Origin of the sequence: Nocardiopsis sp. NPDC006198 (genome assembly GCF_040613895.1) — a bacterium.
Taxonomy (GTDB): Bacteria; Actinomycetota; Actinomycetes; order Streptosporangiales; family Streptosporangiaceae; genus Nocardiopsis; species Nocardiopsis tropica.
In genome coordinates, this window is record NZ_JBEXSY010000008.1 from 138,485 (window position 1) to 155,986 (window position 17,502).

The 17,502-nt window shown below is 73.9% G+C and carries 18 protein-coding genes; 13 read left to right on the plus strand and 5 right to left on the minus strand.

Annotated elements, in window-relative coordinates; translation table 11 throughout:
• Nucleotides 1-234: 234 nt before the first annotated feature.
• From ABZ234_RS08460 to ABZ234_RS08475, 4 genes are all read right to left on the minus strand, one after another.
• Nucleotides 235-897, minus strand: coding sequence for an RNase adapter RapZ (locus tag ABZ234_RS08460; protein ID WP_355011573.1), 663 nt, complete (start codon nucleotides 895-897; stop codon nucleotides 235-237).
• Between the two features lie 336 nt (nucleotides 898-1,233).
• A complete protein-coding gene (locus tag ABZ234_RS08465; protein ID WP_355011574.1) occupies nucleotides 1,234-1,536 on the minus strand; it encodes a DUF397 domain-containing protein in 303 nt (100 codons plus the stop codon).
• The gene (locus ABZ234_RS08470) at nucleotides 1,494-1,679 is read right to left on the minus strand and encodes a DUF397 domain-containing protein (RefSeq protein ID WP_355011575.1); all 186 of its coding nucleotides are present in this window, start codon (nucleotides 1,677-1,679) and stop codon (nucleotides 1,494-1,496) included. The genes ABZ234_RS08465 and ABZ234_RS08470 overlap by 43 nt, the downstream gene beginning before the upstream one ends.
• The gene (locus ABZ234_RS08475; RefSeq protein ID WP_355011576.1) at nucleotides 1,676-2,512 is read right to left on the minus strand and encodes a helix-turn-helix transcriptional regulator; all 837 of its coding nucleotides are present in this window, start codon (nucleotides 2,510-2,512) and stop codon (nucleotides 1,676-1,678) included. Before ABZ234_RS08475 ends, ABZ234_RS08470 begins: the two co-directional genes overlap by 4 nt.
• A gap of 450 nt (nucleotides 2,513-2,962) precedes the next feature.
• On the opposite strand from ABZ234_RS08475, the gene ABZ234_RS08480 reads away from it, so the two are divergent.
• The 5 genes from ABZ234_RS08480 to ABZ234_RS08500 all read left to right on the plus strand — a co-directional run bounded on the left by ABZ234_RS08480 (nucleotide 2,963) and on the right by ABZ234_RS08500 (nucleotide 6,971).
• The gene (locus ABZ234_RS08480; protein ID WP_355011577.1) at nucleotides 2,963-3,481 is read left to right on the plus strand and encodes an ATP-binding protein; all 519 of its coding nucleotides are present in this window, start codon (nucleotides 2,963-2,965) and stop codon (nucleotides 3,479-3,481) included.
• A 145-nt stretch (nucleotides 3,482-3,626) separates the two neighbouring features.
• The gene (locus ABZ234_RS08485) at nucleotides 3,627-4,463 is read left to right on the plus strand and encodes a DUF6879 family protein (protein ID WP_355011578.1); all 837 of its coding nucleotides are present in this window, start codon (nucleotides 3,627-3,629) and stop codon (nucleotides 4,461-4,463) included.
• Nucleotides 4,460-4,771: a hypothetical protein gene (locus tag ABZ234_RS08490; RefSeq protein ID WP_355011579.1), complete on the plus strand. Its 312-nt coding sequence runs from the start codon at nucleotides 4,460-4,462 to the stop codon at nucleotides 4,769-4,771. The genes ABZ234_RS08485 and ABZ234_RS08490 overlap by 4 nt, the downstream gene beginning before the upstream one ends.
• A gap of 218 nt (nucleotides 4,772-4,989) precedes the next feature.
• Nucleotides 4,990-6,321: a helix-turn-helix transcriptional regulator gene (locus ABZ234_RS08495; protein ID WP_355011580.1), complete on the plus strand. Its 1,332-nt coding sequence runs from the start codon at nucleotides 4,990-4,992 to the stop codon at nucleotides 6,319-6,321.
• A gap of 11 nt (nucleotides 6,322-6,332) precedes the next feature.
• Entirely contained in the window at nucleotides 6,333-6,971 is a 639-nt protein-coding gene (locus ABZ234_RS08500) for a 2'-5' RNA ligase family protein (protein ID WP_355011581.1), read from the plus strand.
• A gap of 48 nt (nucleotides 6,972-7,019) precedes the next feature.
• Here the strand turns inward: ABZ234_RS08500 and ABZ234_RS08505 are convergent, their stop codons facing one another.
• On the minus strand, nucleotides 7,020-8,015 hold the full coding sequence (locus tag ABZ234_RS08505) for a hypothetical protein (RefSeq protein WP_355011582.1): 996 nt from the start codon (nucleotides 8,013-8,015) through the stop codon (nucleotides 7,020-7,022).
• A gap of 140 nt (nucleotides 8,016-8,155) precedes the next feature.
• Here ABZ234_RS08505 and ABZ234_RS08510 point away from each other — a divergent pair, with 140 nt between their 5' ends.
• The 8 genes from ABZ234_RS08510 to ABZ234_RS08545 all read left to right on the plus strand — a co-directional run bounded on the left by ABZ234_RS08510 (nucleotide 8,156) and on the right by ABZ234_RS08545 (nucleotide 17,466).
• Nucleotides 8,156-8,644, plus strand: coding sequence for a hypothetical protein (locus ABZ234_RS08510; RefSeq protein ID WP_355011583.1), 489 nt, complete (start codon nucleotides 8,156-8,158; stop codon nucleotides 8,642-8,644).
• A complete protein-coding gene (locus ABZ234_RS08515) occupies nucleotides 8,641-9,549 on the plus strand; it encodes a hypothetical protein (protein ID WP_355011584.1) in 909 nt (302 codons plus the stop codon). The genes ABZ234_RS08510 and ABZ234_RS08515 overlap by 4 nt, the downstream gene beginning before the upstream one ends.
• Nucleotides 9,546-10,868 (plus strand): hypothetical protein, encoded by a 1,323-nt coding sequence (locus ABZ234_RS08520; RefSeq protein WP_355011585.1) that lies wholly within the window; start codon nucleotides 9,546-9,548, stop codon nucleotides 10,866-10,868. The genes ABZ234_RS08515 and ABZ234_RS08520 overlap by 4 nt, the downstream gene beginning before the upstream one ends.
• A 61-nt stretch (nucleotides 10,869-10,929) precedes the next feature.
• Nucleotides 10,930-11,718, plus strand: a complete 789-nt coding sequence (locus ABZ234_RS08525) for a class I SAM-dependent methyltransferase (protein ID WP_355011586.1) — start codon at nucleotides 10,930-10,932, stop codon at nucleotides 11,716-11,718.
• Nucleotides 11,715-14,642: a beta-ketoacyl synthase N-terminal-like domain-containing protein gene (locus ABZ234_RS08530; protein ID WP_355011587.1), complete on the plus strand. Its 2,928-nt coding sequence runs from the start codon at nucleotides 11,715-11,717 to the stop codon at nucleotides 14,640-14,642. Before ABZ234_RS08525 ends, ABZ234_RS08530 begins: the two co-directional genes overlap by 4 nt.
• Nucleotides 14,643-14,765: 123 nt before the next feature.
• Nucleotides 14,766-15,314 carry a Scr1 family TA system antitoxin-like transcriptional regulator gene (locus tag ABZ234_RS08535; protein WP_355011588.1) on the plus strand — a complete coding sequence of 183 codons (549 nt, stop codon included), beginning with the start codon at nucleotides 14,766-14,768 and terminating at the stop codon, nucleotides 15,312-15,314.
• A gap of 58 nt (nucleotides 15,315-15,372) precedes the next feature.
• Nucleotides 15,373-16,002, plus strand: coding sequence for a hypothetical protein (locus tag ABZ234_RS08540; protein WP_355011589.1), 630 nt, complete (start codon nucleotides 15,373-15,375; stop codon nucleotides 16,000-16,002).
• 129 nt (nucleotides 16,003-16,131) lie between these two features.
• Entirely contained in the window at nucleotides 16,132-17,466 is a 1,335-nt protein-coding gene (locus ABZ234_RS08545) for a pitrilysin family protein (protein WP_355011590.1), read from the plus strand.
• Nucleotides 17,467-17,502: the final 36 nt, after the last annotated feature.

Sequence of the window (17,502 nt, forward strand, 5' to 3'; positions counted from 1 at the left end):
GCCGGCGGGAAACGGTGCCGAAGCCCTCCGGGACCTGTCAGGCTCGTAGGTGAGTAGCGGTGCGGAGCATCCTCGCCGCGGCGGTCCGGGGGGTGGGCTACGGAGACAGCGCCCCAGGCGTTGAGCCTCCTCCCGGACCGGCACCGCCGCCTCAGGTTGCGGTGCGCATCGGCACCGCTGTTTCCGCCGCCAGACCGCTGCGGGCGGGGTCGGCGAGCCCACAGGGGCCTTTGCTCAGGAAACGCGCGGGTGCCAGCGTCCGTGGTCGTCCAGATCCAGTGTCCCGGCTGCCTCCATGCGGTACAGCTCGCCGAGGATCCACTTCCGGGGGCGTGTGAGGCCGTGCTCGTCGCGCAGTGCCTGCGCCAGCTGGGGTGCGGTGAACCCGCCCGGGAGCGCCCCCCACGCACTGATCAGGGCCTCCATCCGGGAGCGGGTGCGCTCCTCTTCCTCCTCGGAGCGCGGGATCCGGGGCAGCGCGAAGTCGATTCCGCCCTCGGGCATCTCGATGGGGGAGTCGATGTCCACCTCGTCGTCTTCGTCGGGCAGGTCGCGGTGTTTCAGTTCCACGGTGTGCGCGTGCAGGAGTGCGGCCACGTGGGAGGCCACGGTCGGTGCCCGGTGTTCGCCGCCGGAGCAGCCGATGGCCACCACCAGCGGTTCATCGCCCGGGCCGGTCAGATAGGCGGTCACGGTCGTGGTCACGGCTGCGGCCAGGGCCTCGATCCCTGGGGTGGACATCACGTGCTCGCGCACGCTCTCGTCGGGGAAGGCGGCTGTCGCGGGCAGGTGCGGCGCCGGGTTGGTGAAGTGGTCGCGCAGGTCGAGGGTGAGGTGGGCGTCCGCGGGTGGGGGGCCGCAGGCGTAGCCGAAGCTGATGATCTGGACGAGGCGCATGGTGGTCCCTTCAGGAAGATCGGATGGTAGAGCGCGTAGTAGAGCATGACGTGCAACTCGGTGTCTCCTGATTCTGCGGGTACGGGGGCGGGCGCGCTCACGGTACAGGGGCACCCAGCCCGAGGGGAGTAGACACCGAAACTGGCCACGGCGGGTCAGTAACGGCGGGGAGCTGCGACGGAACTCGTTCCACCGGTCCGATATGGGCAAATGGTGGGGATCAGGCCATTGGTCCTGGCAATGGCGCCGGGGGGCCGATACCCTGAGAGCACATGCGCATGCGTCGGCCCCCTGTCAGGTCACTGGACAGGGGGCCGACGGTGTTTCCGGGAGGTTCTACCTGATGGCGCTGAGCACAGCGGCCCACTCCCGAGCCGGGAGGGTCAGGTGCCCGTGCTCACGGTGCGCGGTGTCGCGGACCAGCGTCTGTGGCCCCTCGCTCACCTCTATGCACTCCCCCTCGTTGGCGCTGTAAGGCGATTTGTGCCAATTGCGGCGAGGCGTGTCTTTCACGGTGCCTCTTTCGTGATCAGGCGCTCGATGCGGTTGACACTCGTCTGGGAGTCGAGGACGCCCACGAGCAGCACGTTGAATCCTTACCGGTTGGTGCTGGTGAGAGCGCCCAGCAGTGCTCCCCATTCCCCGGCCGGGAGGCTCAGGTGACCGTGCTCCCGATGCTGGGTGTCACGAACCCGCGTCTGCACCCCTTCGCTCACCTCCACGCACTCGGATCCGGCATTGCCGCTGTACGAAGACTTGTGCCACGGCTGTTCGGCAATCATGTCCTGCCCTCTTTCTTGATGAGGCCTTCGAGGAAGGCCCTGGTACCGGCGGGGGACAGGGCCCTCGCCATCAGCGAGTCGAATATCTGACGAGCGACCCCGACCTCGGGGATGTCGGTGACCACCGTGCCTGTCACCATGGTCTCCATATACAGCACGTCCCCCTGGGTCACGGTCTCCAGAAGGGTGTAGGAGCCCAGCAGGGCAGCGTGAGCGCCTTCCGCATGTGGCAGAACCTGAACCGTGATGTAGGGGTTGTCGATGCTCGCCAGCAGGTGTTTCCACTGCTCGACCATCAGTGCCGGACCGCCCATGAGCCGGCGAGCGGCCCCTTCGTCCAAGACGAAGTGGGCGGGGAGCGGGTCCTCCCGGTTGAACACTTCCTGACGCTTCAGCCTAGCCAGCGTCATCCGGTCGATGTCTACTGGCCCTTTTTGGGGGATCGAGGCCGCGAGCACCGTCCGTGCGTATCTCTCCGTCTGCAGCAAGGCAGGCACCACCTGCACCTGGAGCTGTTTGAGCGCTGTGGCGACATTCTGCTCGATGTCGACATACTTGGTAAGGCGCTCCTGTCTTTCCTGCTCCACTTGGGGATGGGGTAGCAGGGAGGCGAACAGGCTGATCCCCAGGGCCTCGTCCAGGGCTCGTGCCCAGTCGAGCGGTGGCAGGTATCGGCCGCTCTCGTAGCGGCCGACGGTCCGCCGGTCGTACTTGATGAGGGCGCCGAGGTCGGTCTGGGAGAGGCGCCGCCGCTTGCGCTCGTCCTTCAGTGTCTGAGCGAACCTTGCGGCGCACTCCTTCTCTTCCGGCGTGAGAGGGGGCGGAAGTCTCATCTCCCCAATATGCCACCGATGCCAGCTGGATGCCAGCAATGCCAACGGGATGTCGCACGATGCCAACAGTCTGTCGTACACGGGGCGATCTGCTGGCGGGTCTGGGACCTGATGTAGATGCTGCTGCTACGGGCGGCGCAGTGTCCCACACCACATCCACCCCGGTATCGGTGCGGGACTCTGTTCTGCCTGCTGGCCCCGTCTCCCTGGGGTTGTGCGGGGGCGGGGCCGGGCCACAGAGCAAGCCTCGGCGGCCGCGCGTCACCGCGACCCCGAGGAGTGGCCCTCACCCCAGAGATCGAACGAATCCGGTGAGAGCATGCAAAACCATATCGCCCCACTCAACTCGCCCATGCTGTGGACGCTGACCAGCGCCGCCCGGCCCTCCCGGGCCGAAGCCGCGGCTGTCCCCGCTTGGCGGGCCGGTTGCGAACTGCGGGGGCGGCGCCGATGAGCATCGCACCGACCCATGACCCCGGCGCAGAGCCCGAGCTGAGCTGGACGGGGAGCAAGAACCGCGCGATCGCCTCCAGGCAGGACCCGGGTCCGGACGCCCCGGGATGGGCCCGCGCCTGGATCACCGAGCGCGCCACCCTGTGGGGCCTGCCCGAACAGGTACGCGATGACCTGGTGAGCGTGGCCTCGGAGCTCGTCACGAACGCGGTGACCCACACCCGCACCTCCGTGCTGCTGCTGGGCCTGACCCAGCACCAGGGAGGTGTGCTGCTGGCCGTACGCGACCAGGGCCGGGGCCGGGCCTGTTCGGCCACCCTGCGGCGGCCCGCCGGCGCCGGGACGCTGCGCCTGCCCGGCCCCGACTCCGAGCACGGGCGCGGCCTGCCCCTGGTCTCCGCCCTGGCCTGCCGGTGGGGAATGACCCCGAACGCCCGCGAGGACGGCGGGGCCGGCCACACGGTGTGGGCGCTGGTAGGCCCGCCCGACCGGGACTCCGTCGCCCTGGCGGTCTGAACCCGGGCGCGGAACCGCCGTCCGCCGGGGAGGCTCACCCCGGACCGGCTCCGCGCCCTTCCCCGCCGGGGACCGGTGGCGCTGCGGGTGGGCAGCGCCACCGCTCCCCGGCCCCTCTTCTTCCCAACTCCCATGAGGTGATGTGATGTCCCCCGAAGAATCGGCGGCGATCGGCCGCCGGGCCCGCGTCCTGGCGTCCCTGCCCGAGCACGTGACCTGGGACCATGTGTCCCACCTGCTCGGCGAGACGATCGCTGGCGTGCACGACATGATCACCAAAGGTCGCCTGCCCAGTCCCCGCGTGATGGGGGGCCTGGACCGGCGCGCCCTGGTCGAGCACCTCAACGCCAAACACCAGTACGTCACCCCCCTGGCGGCCCTGCACGACCAGGCCCGCTACCACGGCGGCCAGTGGCTGGACAGCCGCGTCTACGACGCCCACTACGAGCACACGCTCCAACGGGTGCGCGGGGACGTCATCCGACTGCACACCCGCTCCCACATCGCCGCCGAGGGCTCGATGCCGTCCCTGGCGGCGTGGCTGCGCGGGGATCGCCAGGGCGGGGCGCGCCTGATCGCCGACCGCGTACCCGAGCTGCAGCGCCGCGCCGAGCTGTTCGACGCCCGCGCCCAGCGGTTCCGCCAGCTCGACGTGTTCGACACGACGGCGCCGCGCACCCCCTACCTGGAGTGGGCGGTGCGCGACCACCAGGCGCGGACCGCCCACGCCCGCCAGGACATCCGGGTGGCGGGGCCGAAGGCGGTGGAGCACCTGACCTGGGACCGGCACCGGCCGCTGGCCGACGTGCTGGTGTGCGGGCGCCGGGTGATGTACCTGGAGGAGTACGCGCCGGACGGGCGGGCGCTGGGCGCCTGGTGTGTGGAGGATCCCGCCCTGGCCTCCGTGCTCACCGACCTGCTCACCGACCTGTTGGGCCGGTCCCGCCCGATCCGTGAGCTGTCGGTGGAGGTGGGGGTGTGAACGCCGGATGGCAGACCACCAGCTGCCGCACCCGCCAGGGCCGCCCTGTGCTGAGGGTGCGCACCCCCTGGTCCAGCGAACGGGAGCTGTCGCCGCCGGACATGGCGGCCGCCCGGGCCACCGTCGCGGGGCTGGCCGCGTTGGAGGCCCGCACCCCCGACTGGGTGGCCGGGTTCGAGGCCCCGCCCCCCGGGCAGCCGATCGCCCGGGTGTGGGCGCAGGTCCCGGGCGAGTTCCGGGTGGAGGCGCCCGACGTGGACGCCCTGTCCGCCGAGATCACGGCCGCACGCGCCGCCCACAACCTGTAACCACCCCTGCGGGGGCGCTCGGCGGCCGTGCACCGCACGAGGGGCGCGGCCGCGGGCGGGGCGGGCTCCGCTGAACCCCCGCCCACGGCTAGCGCAGGGCCCGCCCCGTCGACTGTGTGAGTAATGAGAGCGAGGACAACGGTGTCCGACACCGCGGCAGCACGTCCGGCCGGCGCACGGCGCACGGCCCGGCCCCTGGGCCCGGAGCGGGTGCTCCGATGAGCGACCTGGTCGGCCGTCAGATGTGCCCGGTCTGCGCCAAGAGCCGGTGCGTGTGCATCCCCGACGGCTTCTGGGACGACCCCGCCATGGTCGAGGCGGCCCGTGAAGGCGACCTGCGCACACTCCTTCGGGCGCTGAACCAGCGGGGGCTGTCCCAGCGCGAGCTGGCGGCCCTGACGGGCCTGGGCCAGACCACGGTCGGCGGAACGATCCGCGGCGTGCGCAAGGTGACCAAGGCGCACATGATCGCGGACGCCATAGCGGGGCTGGCGCCGCCCCCCGCCCCCCCGGAGCGCGAGGATCCCGACCGTTCCCCGGCCATGGCGTGGGACGGCCCCGCGCCCGCCTTGGCCCCCCCGGTGCACACCGACCCGATGGAGGCCCTGGGGCTGCACTCCGCAGGGCTGGTGCGCCACGGTGACAGCGGCCCCGTCGGCTCGTGGTCGACGGGGATGGTGTACGAGCAGCTGCGGGACCTGGCCGACCGGTACCTGGCCGCCCCGCTCACCGAGATCGCCGCCGACCTGGCGCAGCTCTCGGGCCAGCTGGAGGAGTGGCGCCACCACCGGCTCCCGCTCACGGTGGCCTGCGACCTGTGGGTGCTCTCCGGATGGCGTTCGGCCCTGGCCTCGTGGCTGAGTGTGGACCGCACCCGTCCCGACCACGCCGTCGCCCACGCCCGCGCCGCGCAGGTCGCCGCCCATGAGAGCGGGCACGAGGGCATCGCCACCTGGGCGCTCATGTGTTTGCGCACCGTCGCCTACTGGCAGCAGCGGCGGGGCCGCGCGGCCGAGTTCGCCGAACAGGCCTGGCACAAGGCCCAGGCGGTCGGCGGAGGCGCCGCGGTGATCACCGCCAGCGCTCTGGCCCAGGACCTGGCCGTGCAGGGGCGCGTGGACCGGGCCATGGAGCTGATCCAGGTGGCCCGCCGGGCGCTGGAGAACGAGCCCACCCAGGACAGCGACCTGGGCGGGCCGCTGGCGTGCGAGCTCCCGCGCGCCACCGGGTACTGGGCGGAGACCTACCTCAGCCTCGGTGAGGCGGGCCTGGCCGTGGACTGCGCCCGGGAGGGCCTGGACGTGGGCCGCCGGTCCTGGGTGCGCAACCTGGGGTCCGAGCGGATGCTGACCCTGCACCTGGCGACGGGCCTGGTCCAGCAGGGGCAGGTCGAGGAGGCCATGAACGAGGTCGCCCCCCTGCTGGAGCTGGAGCCCGCGCTGCGGGCGCGCCCGCTGGTGCTGAAGTTGGAGCAGTTCGGTCGCGCCTTGCCCTTGGCCGGGGAGACCTCCACCATGAGGGAGCACATCCGCGCTTTCGCCGACCTGTGAAGGGAGACCGGGTGAGCCTGAACCCGCCGCCGGAGGATGAGACGAGCCGACGGCACTGGTGGTGGCGTCCGGGGTGGGGGCCCGGCACGCGGTGCTGGACCCTCCACATCGTGTTCGGCGCCCAGCCCGGACGGTCGTCTCTGCTGGAGGCCGTGGACGCGTTGGAGCAGGTGCGGGGCCTGCCCGGATGGGATGCGGTGCCGCGCCGGTGGTTGCACCTGACCATGCAGGGTGTGGGGTTCGCCGACCAGCTCGATGCCGAGGAAGTCGCGGCCGTGGCCCAGGCTGCGGGGCGGGCCCTGGCGGGCACCGGGCCGCTGGTGTTGGAGCTGGGGCCGCCCCTGATCGATGCCGAGGGCGTGAACCTGCCCGCCGCCCACCCCCGGCTGGACGGTGTGCGCCTGCGTGTGCGCGAGGTCTTGGCCCAGGTGCTGGGAAAGCACCGAGTGGAAGAGTCGGCGGGCTGGCGCCCGCACGTGACGATGGCCTACGCCGCACAGGACGGTGCGGCGTTGGCGCCGGTGCGTGCCCTGCTGGCGAAGGCCCCGGTGCGGGCCCTGGTCGAGGTCGACCATGTCAGCCTCATCCGGTTGCACCGGGACCGGGGCGTCTACGAGTGGGACGAGGAGATCCGCGTCCCACTCGCCTGAGAAACACTCTCCCGAAGCGGCAGGGGCGGGTGCCGCTCCGGGGGCGAATCACACCAGGCCGGTCGGGGCGGCCAGGCCCTGCAGCCAGCTCAGGGCGGCCGCGACCTCGCCCAGCAGGTGCAGCGCGTTGCCGGTGGTGTCGCCGCTGAGCAGTTCACTGATCGCGGCCAGCCACCGCTTGAGCTTGGCGACCATGGTCTCGGGTGCGGCCGCCGCCCCCTCCACCCGCTCGACCTGCTCGATGAGTTCGGCGCGGTCGTCCTGGTCCAGGGACAGGGTGGGGGCCGCCGCGCGCAGCTCCTGGCACAGCCCGGCCAGGTCCGGGGGCTGGGCGGTGACCGTGGTCGCCGTCTGGGTGTTGTCGCCGTGCACGGTCCCGGCGGTGTTGACCTGTGCGCTGGGGCTGTTGTTGAGGTGGACGTGGACCATGCTGCCTCCTTGGGTGTGGTGGGAGCTTCTCTCCCACCGGTGGTAGGACCCGCCGTGGTGCTCGGCCGCGGTGAGCCCGGCGGGGGTCAGGACGACGAACTCGGTGTCGCCGGTGATCAGGGTCAGCTCGATGCGGACGAGGCCCTGTCCGGCCAGGAGGGCGCAGGCCCGGGTGGTCTCGTGGCGGGTGATGGCCTTCGCGCCGATCCAGCCCAGCGGGGTCTGGTTGATCGGTGCGAGGTGGACCCGCAGGGTACCGGTGCGCTCGCTCATCGCGTGGATGTAGGCGAACACGTGCTCGCGGACCCGCGCCTTGCGCTGGGGCCCCTGGGCCAGGGCGCGGACGGCCCTGGCCTGATCGGCTCCCGGCGGGCTCAGCCGGAAGACCTCCCCGGCCGGGTCCAGCGACGCGCGGCACCCCGCCCACCCCCGCGCCGTCGCCGTGTCGCCGATGCGCCGGCGGTGCCTGCGCGCCCAGGCGCGCACCGGTTCGGGGGCCCCGGCCATCAGCGTGTCCAGGGTCCGCCACTGGTCGGGGCGGCCGCTCTCGTGCAGCTCCAGCATGCGCAGCAGGGCGGCGTCGACGGCGACGTCGGCCGCGGTGGGCAGTTCCATGAGGTGCACCCTAGGGCCGGACCGTCCCGGGCGCTCGGGTTTTGAGCCCATCAGGGCGCTGACCTGCGAACCCTTTGCGGCTCACGATTGAGCCCGCGTGGCTATGGGGTGGCTCGCGGGGTGTGGTGATGCTGGGGTGCATGATCACACCGACCCGCATGCCACCGGGGGTCTTCCACGAACGCCCCGCCAAGGTCGGCGACCTGCTGGTGCAGTTCGAGCGCGAGCACCGCCAGGCCCGCCACACCATCGCGTTCGGCGCCGACGGAGTCCTGCTGGGGCATGCCGCCGAAGCCGACGACCACAACGCCCGGATCCGCGCCGAGCAGTACGCCGCCGTCGCCTATGGCCACACCTGCCTGACCGCCCAGCTCGCCCGGATGTGGTCCGGGGCCTCCGCGGCCGAAGCCGAGCACCTGGCGGTGCGCTACCGCCGCCCGGCCCCCGCAGGGCAGGCCAAGGCCGCCCCCTGGTGGGTGCTGATCCAGCCGATCACCGGGTGGGGTGGACTGGTCACCGAGATCCCCGACGCCCCCGCCGGGAGCCCGCAGACGGTCCTGACCGCGCTGGAGCAGTGCGCGGCCCGTGTGAGCGACGCCCTGGCGCGGGCCCGGGAGGCGTCCCGATGAGCGCCATGGGTCCGGGCCGCCCCTGGAAGCGGATCGCCTCTCCGGGCCGGCGCACCGTTCCACCGCTGTGGGTCTCGCCCCTGTACGGGGTGTACGTGACGACCCTGGTCACCGCCGTGCCCAACACGCCCACCCCCGAGGTCCTGTCCGAGACGGCCGATGCCACGCTGGACCTGATCCGGCGGCTGGACCGGCCGACCAGCGTCCTGGAGCTGGCCGCCCGCATGGACCAGATCCCCGTGGCGATGGCCTCGGCCGTCGCCGAGCTCGTCACCGCCCGACCGCCCAACTCCGCCCCGGGCAGGGAGCACCGTCCGGCGCGGGACCGCCACACCCCGACCGCGTTGCGCGCCCCGGTACGGCAGGTCTTCGCCCCCTCGACCGCACCGGCTGCCCGCTGGCGGGCCTGGACCGCCCCCGGCGCCCTGCACCCCGAGCCGACCCTGCACCACGACCTGTGGCTGGTGGTCTCCGGCGACGAGACCGCCCGCCGCACCCTGGGGCCCTTGGCACCGGTGGGGCCCATGCACCTGCCGGTCACCGACACCCGGGGCTCGGTGTGGTACGCCGCAGCACTGGACGAGAACGCCTACACCTCCATGGCCGCGGTGTGCGGCCTGGAGGAGGCCAGCTCCCAGTGGGAGTGGCTGACCCGCGTGGCGGCCGGCGCCCTGGTCATCACCGACGGCGAAAAGTTCGGGGCCGCCCGGGCCCAGGCCGCCGCGCTGGCCGAGCACCACGTGCCCACCGCCGTGCTGGTGGACACCGACCGCGACCTCACCCCCGCAGACGACGCCCGGGTGTGCGACGCCCTGGGGCTGGCCGAGAGCACGCCGGTGGTCTACGGCCGCGCGATGGTGCGCAGCGATGTCGACGAGGCCGTCCGCCGCCTGGAGGAACGATGAGGAACAACAGCAACGACGACGCCCTGATCGTGGGGAGCGGCCACTCCGGGCTGACCCTGGCCATGGGCCTGGCCCAGGACGGGTGGCGGGTGGAGATGACCACCCGCCAGACCCTGGGGGAGCTGCTGGGCGGCCCGCCCCGCATCACCCGGCCCTTCCTGCCCTTCGCCCGCGCCCAGGAACGCCTCCTGGGGCTGGACGTGTGGTCCGACACCGCCCCCCAGGTCGACCTGGTCGAGATGATCCTGGCCGACCCGGGCGGGCAGAGCACGACCATCCGCACCCGCCTGTCCGGGCTGGCCACCTCCGTGGACCGGCGCCTGGCGACGGCGATGTGGTTCCAGGCCCTGGAAGCCCACGGGGTCGTGCCGCTGGTGCAGCACTCGACCCAGCAGGTGGTCGAGTACCTGCTCAGGGCCCGTCCCTACGACCTCGCGGTGATCGCCGCCGGGTCGCAGAGCGACCTGGCCGAGGCCTTCCCCGTGGACCCCGGGCGCACCGCTGCGGCCAGCGACCGCGTCATCGTCCAGGCCCACGTGGAGACCTCCGACTGGGGCTCCGACGAAGCCCGGCTGATCGTGTTCAGCAACCCCGACGTCGAGGTCATCATCTGCCCGGTCCTGGCCTACGAGCGCATCACGCAGGACCAGGTGCTGGCACTGTCCGGGGAGGACCAGGGCGCCGCCGCCCGCAACCTGCAGATCGACCCGTTCTGGTCGGTGTGCGTGCAGGTCATCGCCCGCCCCGGCGGCGCCTTCGCCCCCGACCCCGTCCCGACGGACAAGCGCATCCCCGCCCACGACCGGTTCCTGGCCGCCTGGGACAAGGCCATGGGCGCCCTGCACGAGCAGGCCCCCGAGCTGGCCGAACGCTACCGGCACGCCCCGCGGGTGCCGGGCTCGGAGCTCATCCAGCACGTCATGGCGCAGGTCCGCCGCCCCGTCACACTCATGAGCGGCATCCCGGTCCTGGGCATCGGCGGCGTCACCATGAGCCCCCACCCCGCCTCCGGGCAGGGGGCGGCGGTCTCCGCGCTCGTGGCCACCACGGTCCGCTCCCAGATCCGCGAGCGCCGAGCGGCGCCCAGCGGCCCCTTCGACGCCGACTTCCTGAACGGGGCGTGGTCGGCGTTCGACGCGGCCCACGGCTCCCACGCCAACACCTTCGGCACCTTCGTCGACGCCTACTGGAACCCCGAGCACCCGCACCACACCCGGGTGCGGCAGATGGTCGCGGCCCTGGAGCACGCCCCCGAACAGGCCGCGGCCTGGGGTCAGGGGATCGACCAGCCAGCCCTGATGGCGTCCCTGCTCCGCTGAGCACCACACCACCCACCCCCCACACCATCACGGAGGACACATGTCCGCCACACCCACACCCATGCCCGAACCCAGAGACGACGGCCGGCCCCAGGGCGGCCACGACGAGCACTTCACCCTGCCCGACGCCACCAGCCCGGCGCCGGTCTCTGTCCCCAACCCCGGCCTGTACAGCACATTCCTCCTCACGACCGCCTACACCGGCGTGGTGATCGTGGGCTCCCACTGGCCGCTGTGGGGGGTGCGCAACGCCACCATCCACGACCTGTACGACCGCCACATGGGCGCGGTGCACCTGGAGGTCGGCCCCGGCAACAGCCACTTCCTGCGCCGCGCCTCGCGCCGCCAGCGCCGCCAGGCCCGCCGCGCCCACCGGCCGGCGCGCACCCAGCGTGTGGATCTGATGGACTACCACGAGGGGCCCCTGCAGGTGGGGACCAGGCGGTTGCGCCGCCGCTACCCGGCGCTGGCCGTCCACCGGGGCGACGCCCTGGCCGCCTGGCCCGTCCCCGAGCACACCTACAACTCGGTGGGCATGACCATGGTCGTGCACACCCTGCCCGGGCGCAGCCTGCACGACAAGGTCGCCGCGTTCGTCGGGGCGGCCCGCGCGCTCAAGCCCGGCGGCGTCTTCTTCGGGTGCGCGGTCGCCGGTGAGGACGACCCGGCGCCGATCTCGGCGCTGGGGGCGCGTGTGCGGCGGCGCTACAACGCCCAGGACAACACCTTCCACAACGCCGGTGACACCGAGCACCAGCTCAAGAGCGTCCTGGCGTTCGCCTTCCCCGACGCGGTGAGCCTGCGCGTGTGGCGTGAGGGCGCGACGCTGCTGTGGGAGGTGATGGCATGAGCCACACCCTCATACCCCGCGCGGCCGCGGCGGTCGGCATCGGCCTGCGCCTGCCAGGCCCGGCCGGGGCCGACGTGCGCGGCCCCGCCCAGGCCTGGGCGCACCTGCTCAGCGGCACGCCCGCGCTGGGCCGCTACCCCCAGGAGCGGTGGTCGGCCATGCGGGAGCGCCTGCACCCCGAGGACCGCACCGACCGGCCCTGGCCGGTGGCGCCCATCGCCCTGCCCGCCCCGGGCGAGATCGACAAGGACGCCTTCGGCCTGCGCGGCTCCGAGGCCGCCCAGCTCTCGCCCACGCAGATCCTGATCCTGGAGGTGGTGGCCGAGGCGCTGGAGGACGCCGGGATCGCCCCCTCCTGCCTGGCCGGGCCCCGCACCGGCATCTACGTGGGCAACGCCTCTCCGGACGAGGCCGACACCTTCGCGGACGGGGCCCGCCCGCGCCTGGCCGACCTGGCCGCGGGCGGGATGGGGATGCTCGCCACCCCCGTGGCCCGCTGGCTCGACGCCCAGGGACCACTGGTCACCCTGGACACCACTTGTTCCTCCTCCCTGTACGCGCTGCACGACGCCCGCCGTGACCTGGCCGAGGGCCGGGTGGACACCGCCATCGTCATCGGCACCAACACCGCCGCCAACCCGGTCGTGCACAGAGCGTTCGGCGACGGCACCGCCCTGTCTCCCACCGGGGTCTGCCGCCCCTTCGACGCCGCCGCCGACGGGTACGTGCGCGGCGAGGGCGTGGCGGTGCTCGTCCTGCGCGCCTACAAGCAGGCGCGCGCCGACCGGGACCGCCTGTACGGGGTGGTGGCGCGCACCGTGGTGGGCGGTGACGGGCGCTCCCCGGGCACCGGCATGCCCTCCACCCCGGCCCAGGCCGAGCTCCTGCGCCAGCTGTTCGACCATCCCGGCCTGGACCCGGCCACGGTCGACCTCCACATGGGCCACGGCACCGCGACCGCGGCCGGGGACCTGGCCGAGACCAAGGCGGTGTGCGAGGTCTACAACCGTCCCGACTGGGATCCGCTCCTGCTCGGGTCGGTCAAGGGGCTGTGGGGGCACGGCGAGGGGGCCGCCGGCCTCACCGGGGTGATCGCGGCGCTGCTGAGCCTGTACCACCGCCGGATCCCGCCCACCGCCGGGCACCAGAGCCCGCACCCCAAGCTCGACGCCTATCCCCTGCAGGTGCCGGTGGCGGCCTCGCCGTGGCCGGACCGCGGGGTCCCCTCCCCGGCCCGCGCCGCGGTCGGCTCGTTCGGGTTCTCCGGCGCGCTGGGCTTCGCCCTGCTCGACGCGGCCCCGCGCCCCCGCTCCTCCGGCCCGGCCCAGCCCCACACCGGCGCCCTCACCCTCATCCCCCTGGCCGCGCACAGCGGCCCGGCGCTGTCCGCCTCCGCGCGCCGCCTCGCCCTGGCCCTGACCGGCCAGGATGCGAAGCGCCCGACCGCGGGTGTGCCCCAGCTGGCCCGGGTGGCCGCCCATCAGGAGCACCGCGCCGACGACGGCCCGCACCGGGCCGCCGTCCTGGCGGCCAACCGGGAGGAGGCGCGCCGGGCCCTGTCCGCGCTGGGGCAGGGCTCCCCCGATGCGGCGCTGGTGGGACCGGTGAGCGCGCCGGGGCGCGTCCCGGGCCCTCTGCCCGCCCCGCCCCGGTCGGTGTGGGTGTTCGGCGGGCACGGCGCCTACGACGCCGAGGCGGTGCGCGCCCTGGCCGCCTGCGACATGGGCTTCGCCGACCACCTGGACCGTGTCCAGGCCGCCCTGGCCCCCTACCGGGGGGCCCAGGGCGGTTTGGCCGCCCTGCAGCAGGACACTTTCGCCGCGCAGGTCGCCATGGCCGGCGTGCTGCAGGAGCGGTGGGGCCAGGCCCCCGACGCGGTGGCCGGCCACTCGCTGGGTGCCGTGGCCGCCGCGCACGTGGCCGGGGTGTTGTCCCTGTCCGACGCCGCCCGCCTGGTGTGCGCCCGCTCCCAGGTCCTGGAGCGCGCCCTGCCCGCGGGGGGCATGGTCGCCGCCCAGGTCGACCACGCCGCGGCCCGGGAAATCGCCCAGGAGGCGGGGGTGGAGATCGCCTGCCTCAACGCCCCCGCCCGGGTGGTCTTCAGCGGCCGCCACGCCCCGCTCGCCCGCCTGGAGGCGGCGCTGGAGGCCGCGCAGGTGCGCCACCGGCGCCTGGAGGGGGCCCCGCCCGCGCACAGCGCCGCGGTGGACACCCACCTGGACGAGCTGGCGTCGGCGCTGCGCGGGCTGCGCCCGCGCAGCAGCCCCACCGGGGTCGAGTACCTGTGCTCGGTGAGCGCCACGCGCGTGGACGGTACCGAGCTGGGGGCGCCCTACTGGGTGCGTCAGCTGCGCGAGCCGGTGGAGTGGGAGCGCACGGTGCTGTGCGTGGCCTCCACCCGCCGCACTCTGGTGTTGGAGGTGTCCCCTCAGCCGGTGCTGGAGGTGCCCACGGCCGAGACGCGCGCCCGCCATCACCTGGACCTGCGCCTCCACACCGTCCGGGACCGGGCCGACCCCCGGGCGGGGCTGGCCCGCGCGGCCGCGGTCGCCTACACCCACCGCCTGCCCCTGGAGCGGTCGCACCGGCGCGCCGCCCCCCTGGAGCTGGGGCCGCTCTCCTGGCGGCCCGCCCCGGCCGCTTCGGACCGGTGGGCCGAGCGCATCCGCCCCCTCACGGGACCCGACCGGCACCGGGCGCTCCTAGACCTGGCCCAGGGGGCGGTCGCCGACCTGGCGCCGGTCCCGGTCGCCGCCGAGGACCACCACACCCACCTCGCCGATTTGGGGATGAATTCCATGGACGTGCTGACCCTGCGCACCAGCCTGCTGCGCGGCCTGCACCAGCCCCCCGCCGACCTGCCCGAGCACGAGCCGACCATCGCGAGCATCGCCCGCGCCCTGGACACCGTGCTCGGGCCCTGAGCCGGTGGCGCCGCCGCGCGCCTGCTATTCCCAGGGGCGGCGCCACCGCCGTGCCCCCGCCCGACTCCCACGGGCGGGGGCACACCCCACCCAGTCCACTCCTTCCGAAGGAACACCCCCCCGATGAGCAGTACCGCCACAGGACACGACCAGGACTCCGACCCGGGGGACCACCTGGTGCGCAGCCAGCACATGTTGGCCCGGTCCGAGGCCTCCCAGCCGGGGGACCACTGGTGCCCCCTGTTGGCCGCCGGGGTGCTCCAGAGCCGCGAGTACGCCGCCGCGGTCCTGGGCTGGTGCGCGGTCTTCACCGCCCACCAGCTGGCCGAGGCCCTCGACGCGCAGATGCACAGGGCCGACCTGGTGCGGCGCACCACCGGCGTCCCGCAGCGGTACGCCCTGACCCACTACGCCGCGCACCGGCCCCTGGTGGCCGACGCGGCCATGGACGCCCAGCTCCGCCACATCGGTGAGATGGCGGCCCTGGACCACATCCAGGTGCGCGTGGTGCCGGCCCACGCCCCTTTGGCGTGGGCCTCCCCGTTCACCGTGCGCGGGGGACGCAAGTACATGGAGGTGCCCGGCGGGTGGTTCGCCGTGCCCGGCGCCGAGCGCGCCGCAGGCGTGTTCGAGGAGCTGTGGGCGGCCGGTGAGCCCTGGCCCCGCCCCTGAACGGCCGCCCCTGGTCCGCCACCGCCCCCTGTCAGCACCACCTCATGAAAGTGCATCCGTGACCCACCACACCACGCCGCCCCAGAGCGCCCCGACGGTGTTCGACGCCCTCCGCCGCGCCGCCGCCGCCGAGGGCCAGCGCCTGTCCCACCGCGAATACCTGGTCGATGAGGCCACCGCACGCCACGCAGGGAACGGGCAGTGCTGGCGGCTGATGGCCCATCCCCACGTGGACTCGGCCCCCCGAGCGCACCGGATGTGGATGCGCGGCCGTCTCCAGGAGGCCCTCACCCTGTTGCACGACAGAGAGATCGTCCAGGCCATCCGGGCGGACCTGGACGCCAGCCGCGGGCTGGCGAGCCGCACCCTGTGGGCGCCGGGTGCGGTCCTCACCCACGCCGAGCGCTTTTGCCTGCACGCCCTGCGCATGCTCGGCACGACGGGCTTCGACGTGCGGGTGCTCGACCACCACAGCCGCGTGCGCCTGGGATGCGCCGACCCCTTGCCGGACCTGGTCGTCTACCCCCGCCTGGGGCTGCTCTACCTGCGCCACCACACCCCCGGGGGCTGGCCGGGCGGAGCCGTGCGCCTGTACCACCCCGCTCTGGCCGCCGAGGCCGGCGACCTCCTGGCCCGGCTCACCGACCACGCGGTGGGCATCGAGGCCTTCGCCCGCCCCCACGGCTGACCTGTTCCCGAACCGGGCCGCCGCCCGCCGCGCCCGCCGCTGGCTGCGGCGCCCGGGCCCAGACCGGCCTGCGCCCCCCCACGCACGCCCCCACCGCATCCCCCGGCACCGCAACCCGAAAGGCCGATCTTGACCCTCCCGCCCTGTCTGGCCGCCGACCAGGCACCCCAGACCACCCTCACCCTGGCCGAGCCCGACGCCGCCACCGGCCTGGTCCAGCGCACGGTGCTGACCGGCGGCCTACGCGTGATCACCGAGACCCTGCCCGGAACGTCCGTGGCCGTGGGCATCACCGCCGACTCCGGTACGCGCGACGAGGACACCGCCCACGCCGGGGCGGCCCACTTCCTCGAACACCTGCTGTTCAAGGGCAGCACCACGCGCTCGCGCACCGAGCTGCTCGGCGCGCTCGACGGTGTGGGCGCACGCCACAACGCCTTCACCACCCAGGAGTCGACCACGGTCCGGGCGCACCTGCGCGGCGGCGACCTGCCCGTGGCCCTGGACGTGCTCAGCGACGTGGTCGCCCATGCCGCCCTGGACCCCGAGGCGATGGAGGTCGAGCGGGGCGTGATCCTGCAGGAGATCGACCTGCACACCGGCAACCACCTCGAACACGTCGGCGAGCTCTTCACCAGCGCCTTGTTCGCCGGCTCCGGGCTGGGCGCGTCGATCGGCGGCACCCCGCACAGCATCCGCTCCATCAGCCGCCAGGCGGTGGCCGACTGCTACCGGGCCGCCTACGTGCCCAGCCGCCTGATCGTCAGCGCCGCGGGGGCCCTGGAGCACGACCTGGTCGTGGACCAGGTCCGCACCGCGCTCTCCGCGACCATGATGGCGACGGACGGGGCCCTGCCCGCACGGCCCCGCCCCGCCCACCCCCGGGTGCGGGTCTCCTGCGGGACCACGATCGAATCGCGCGACATCGACCAGGCGCACCTGGTCCTGGGCGTGGAGGGGCTGGCGCACACCGACGAGCGTTCCTACGCCCTGCAGCTGGTCAGCGCCGTGCTGGGCGAGGGGCCCATGTCGCGGCTGTGCGCGAGGCTGCGGGAGGAGCGGGGCCTTGTCTACGCGGTGTTCTCCTCCCTGAACAGCTTCGCCGACACCGGCGAGCTGACGTTCTACGCGGGCTGCGCGCCGGAGCGGGCCGATGAGGTGATCGCCCTGATGCGCCAGGAACTGGAGGAGGTCGCGGCCAAGGGCATCGGCGCCGCAGAGCTGGACCGGGCGCGTGCCCGCGTCCTGGGCGGGCTGGCCCTGGACCACGAGAGCGTCCTGGACCGCAGGAGCGGGCTGGTCGAGAGCGAGCTGTACCACCCCCGCTTCGTGGGCCTGTCCGAGCGCATCGAGCGGGTGCAGGCCGTGACCCCCGAGGAGGTCGCCGAGGTCGCCGCCCAGGTCCTGACCCGCCCCCAGACCGTGGCCGCGGTCGGCCCCCTGGACCCCGACCACGTCTTCTGACCCCGTGGCCACGAGCCATCCCGTGCGCCCGCCGAC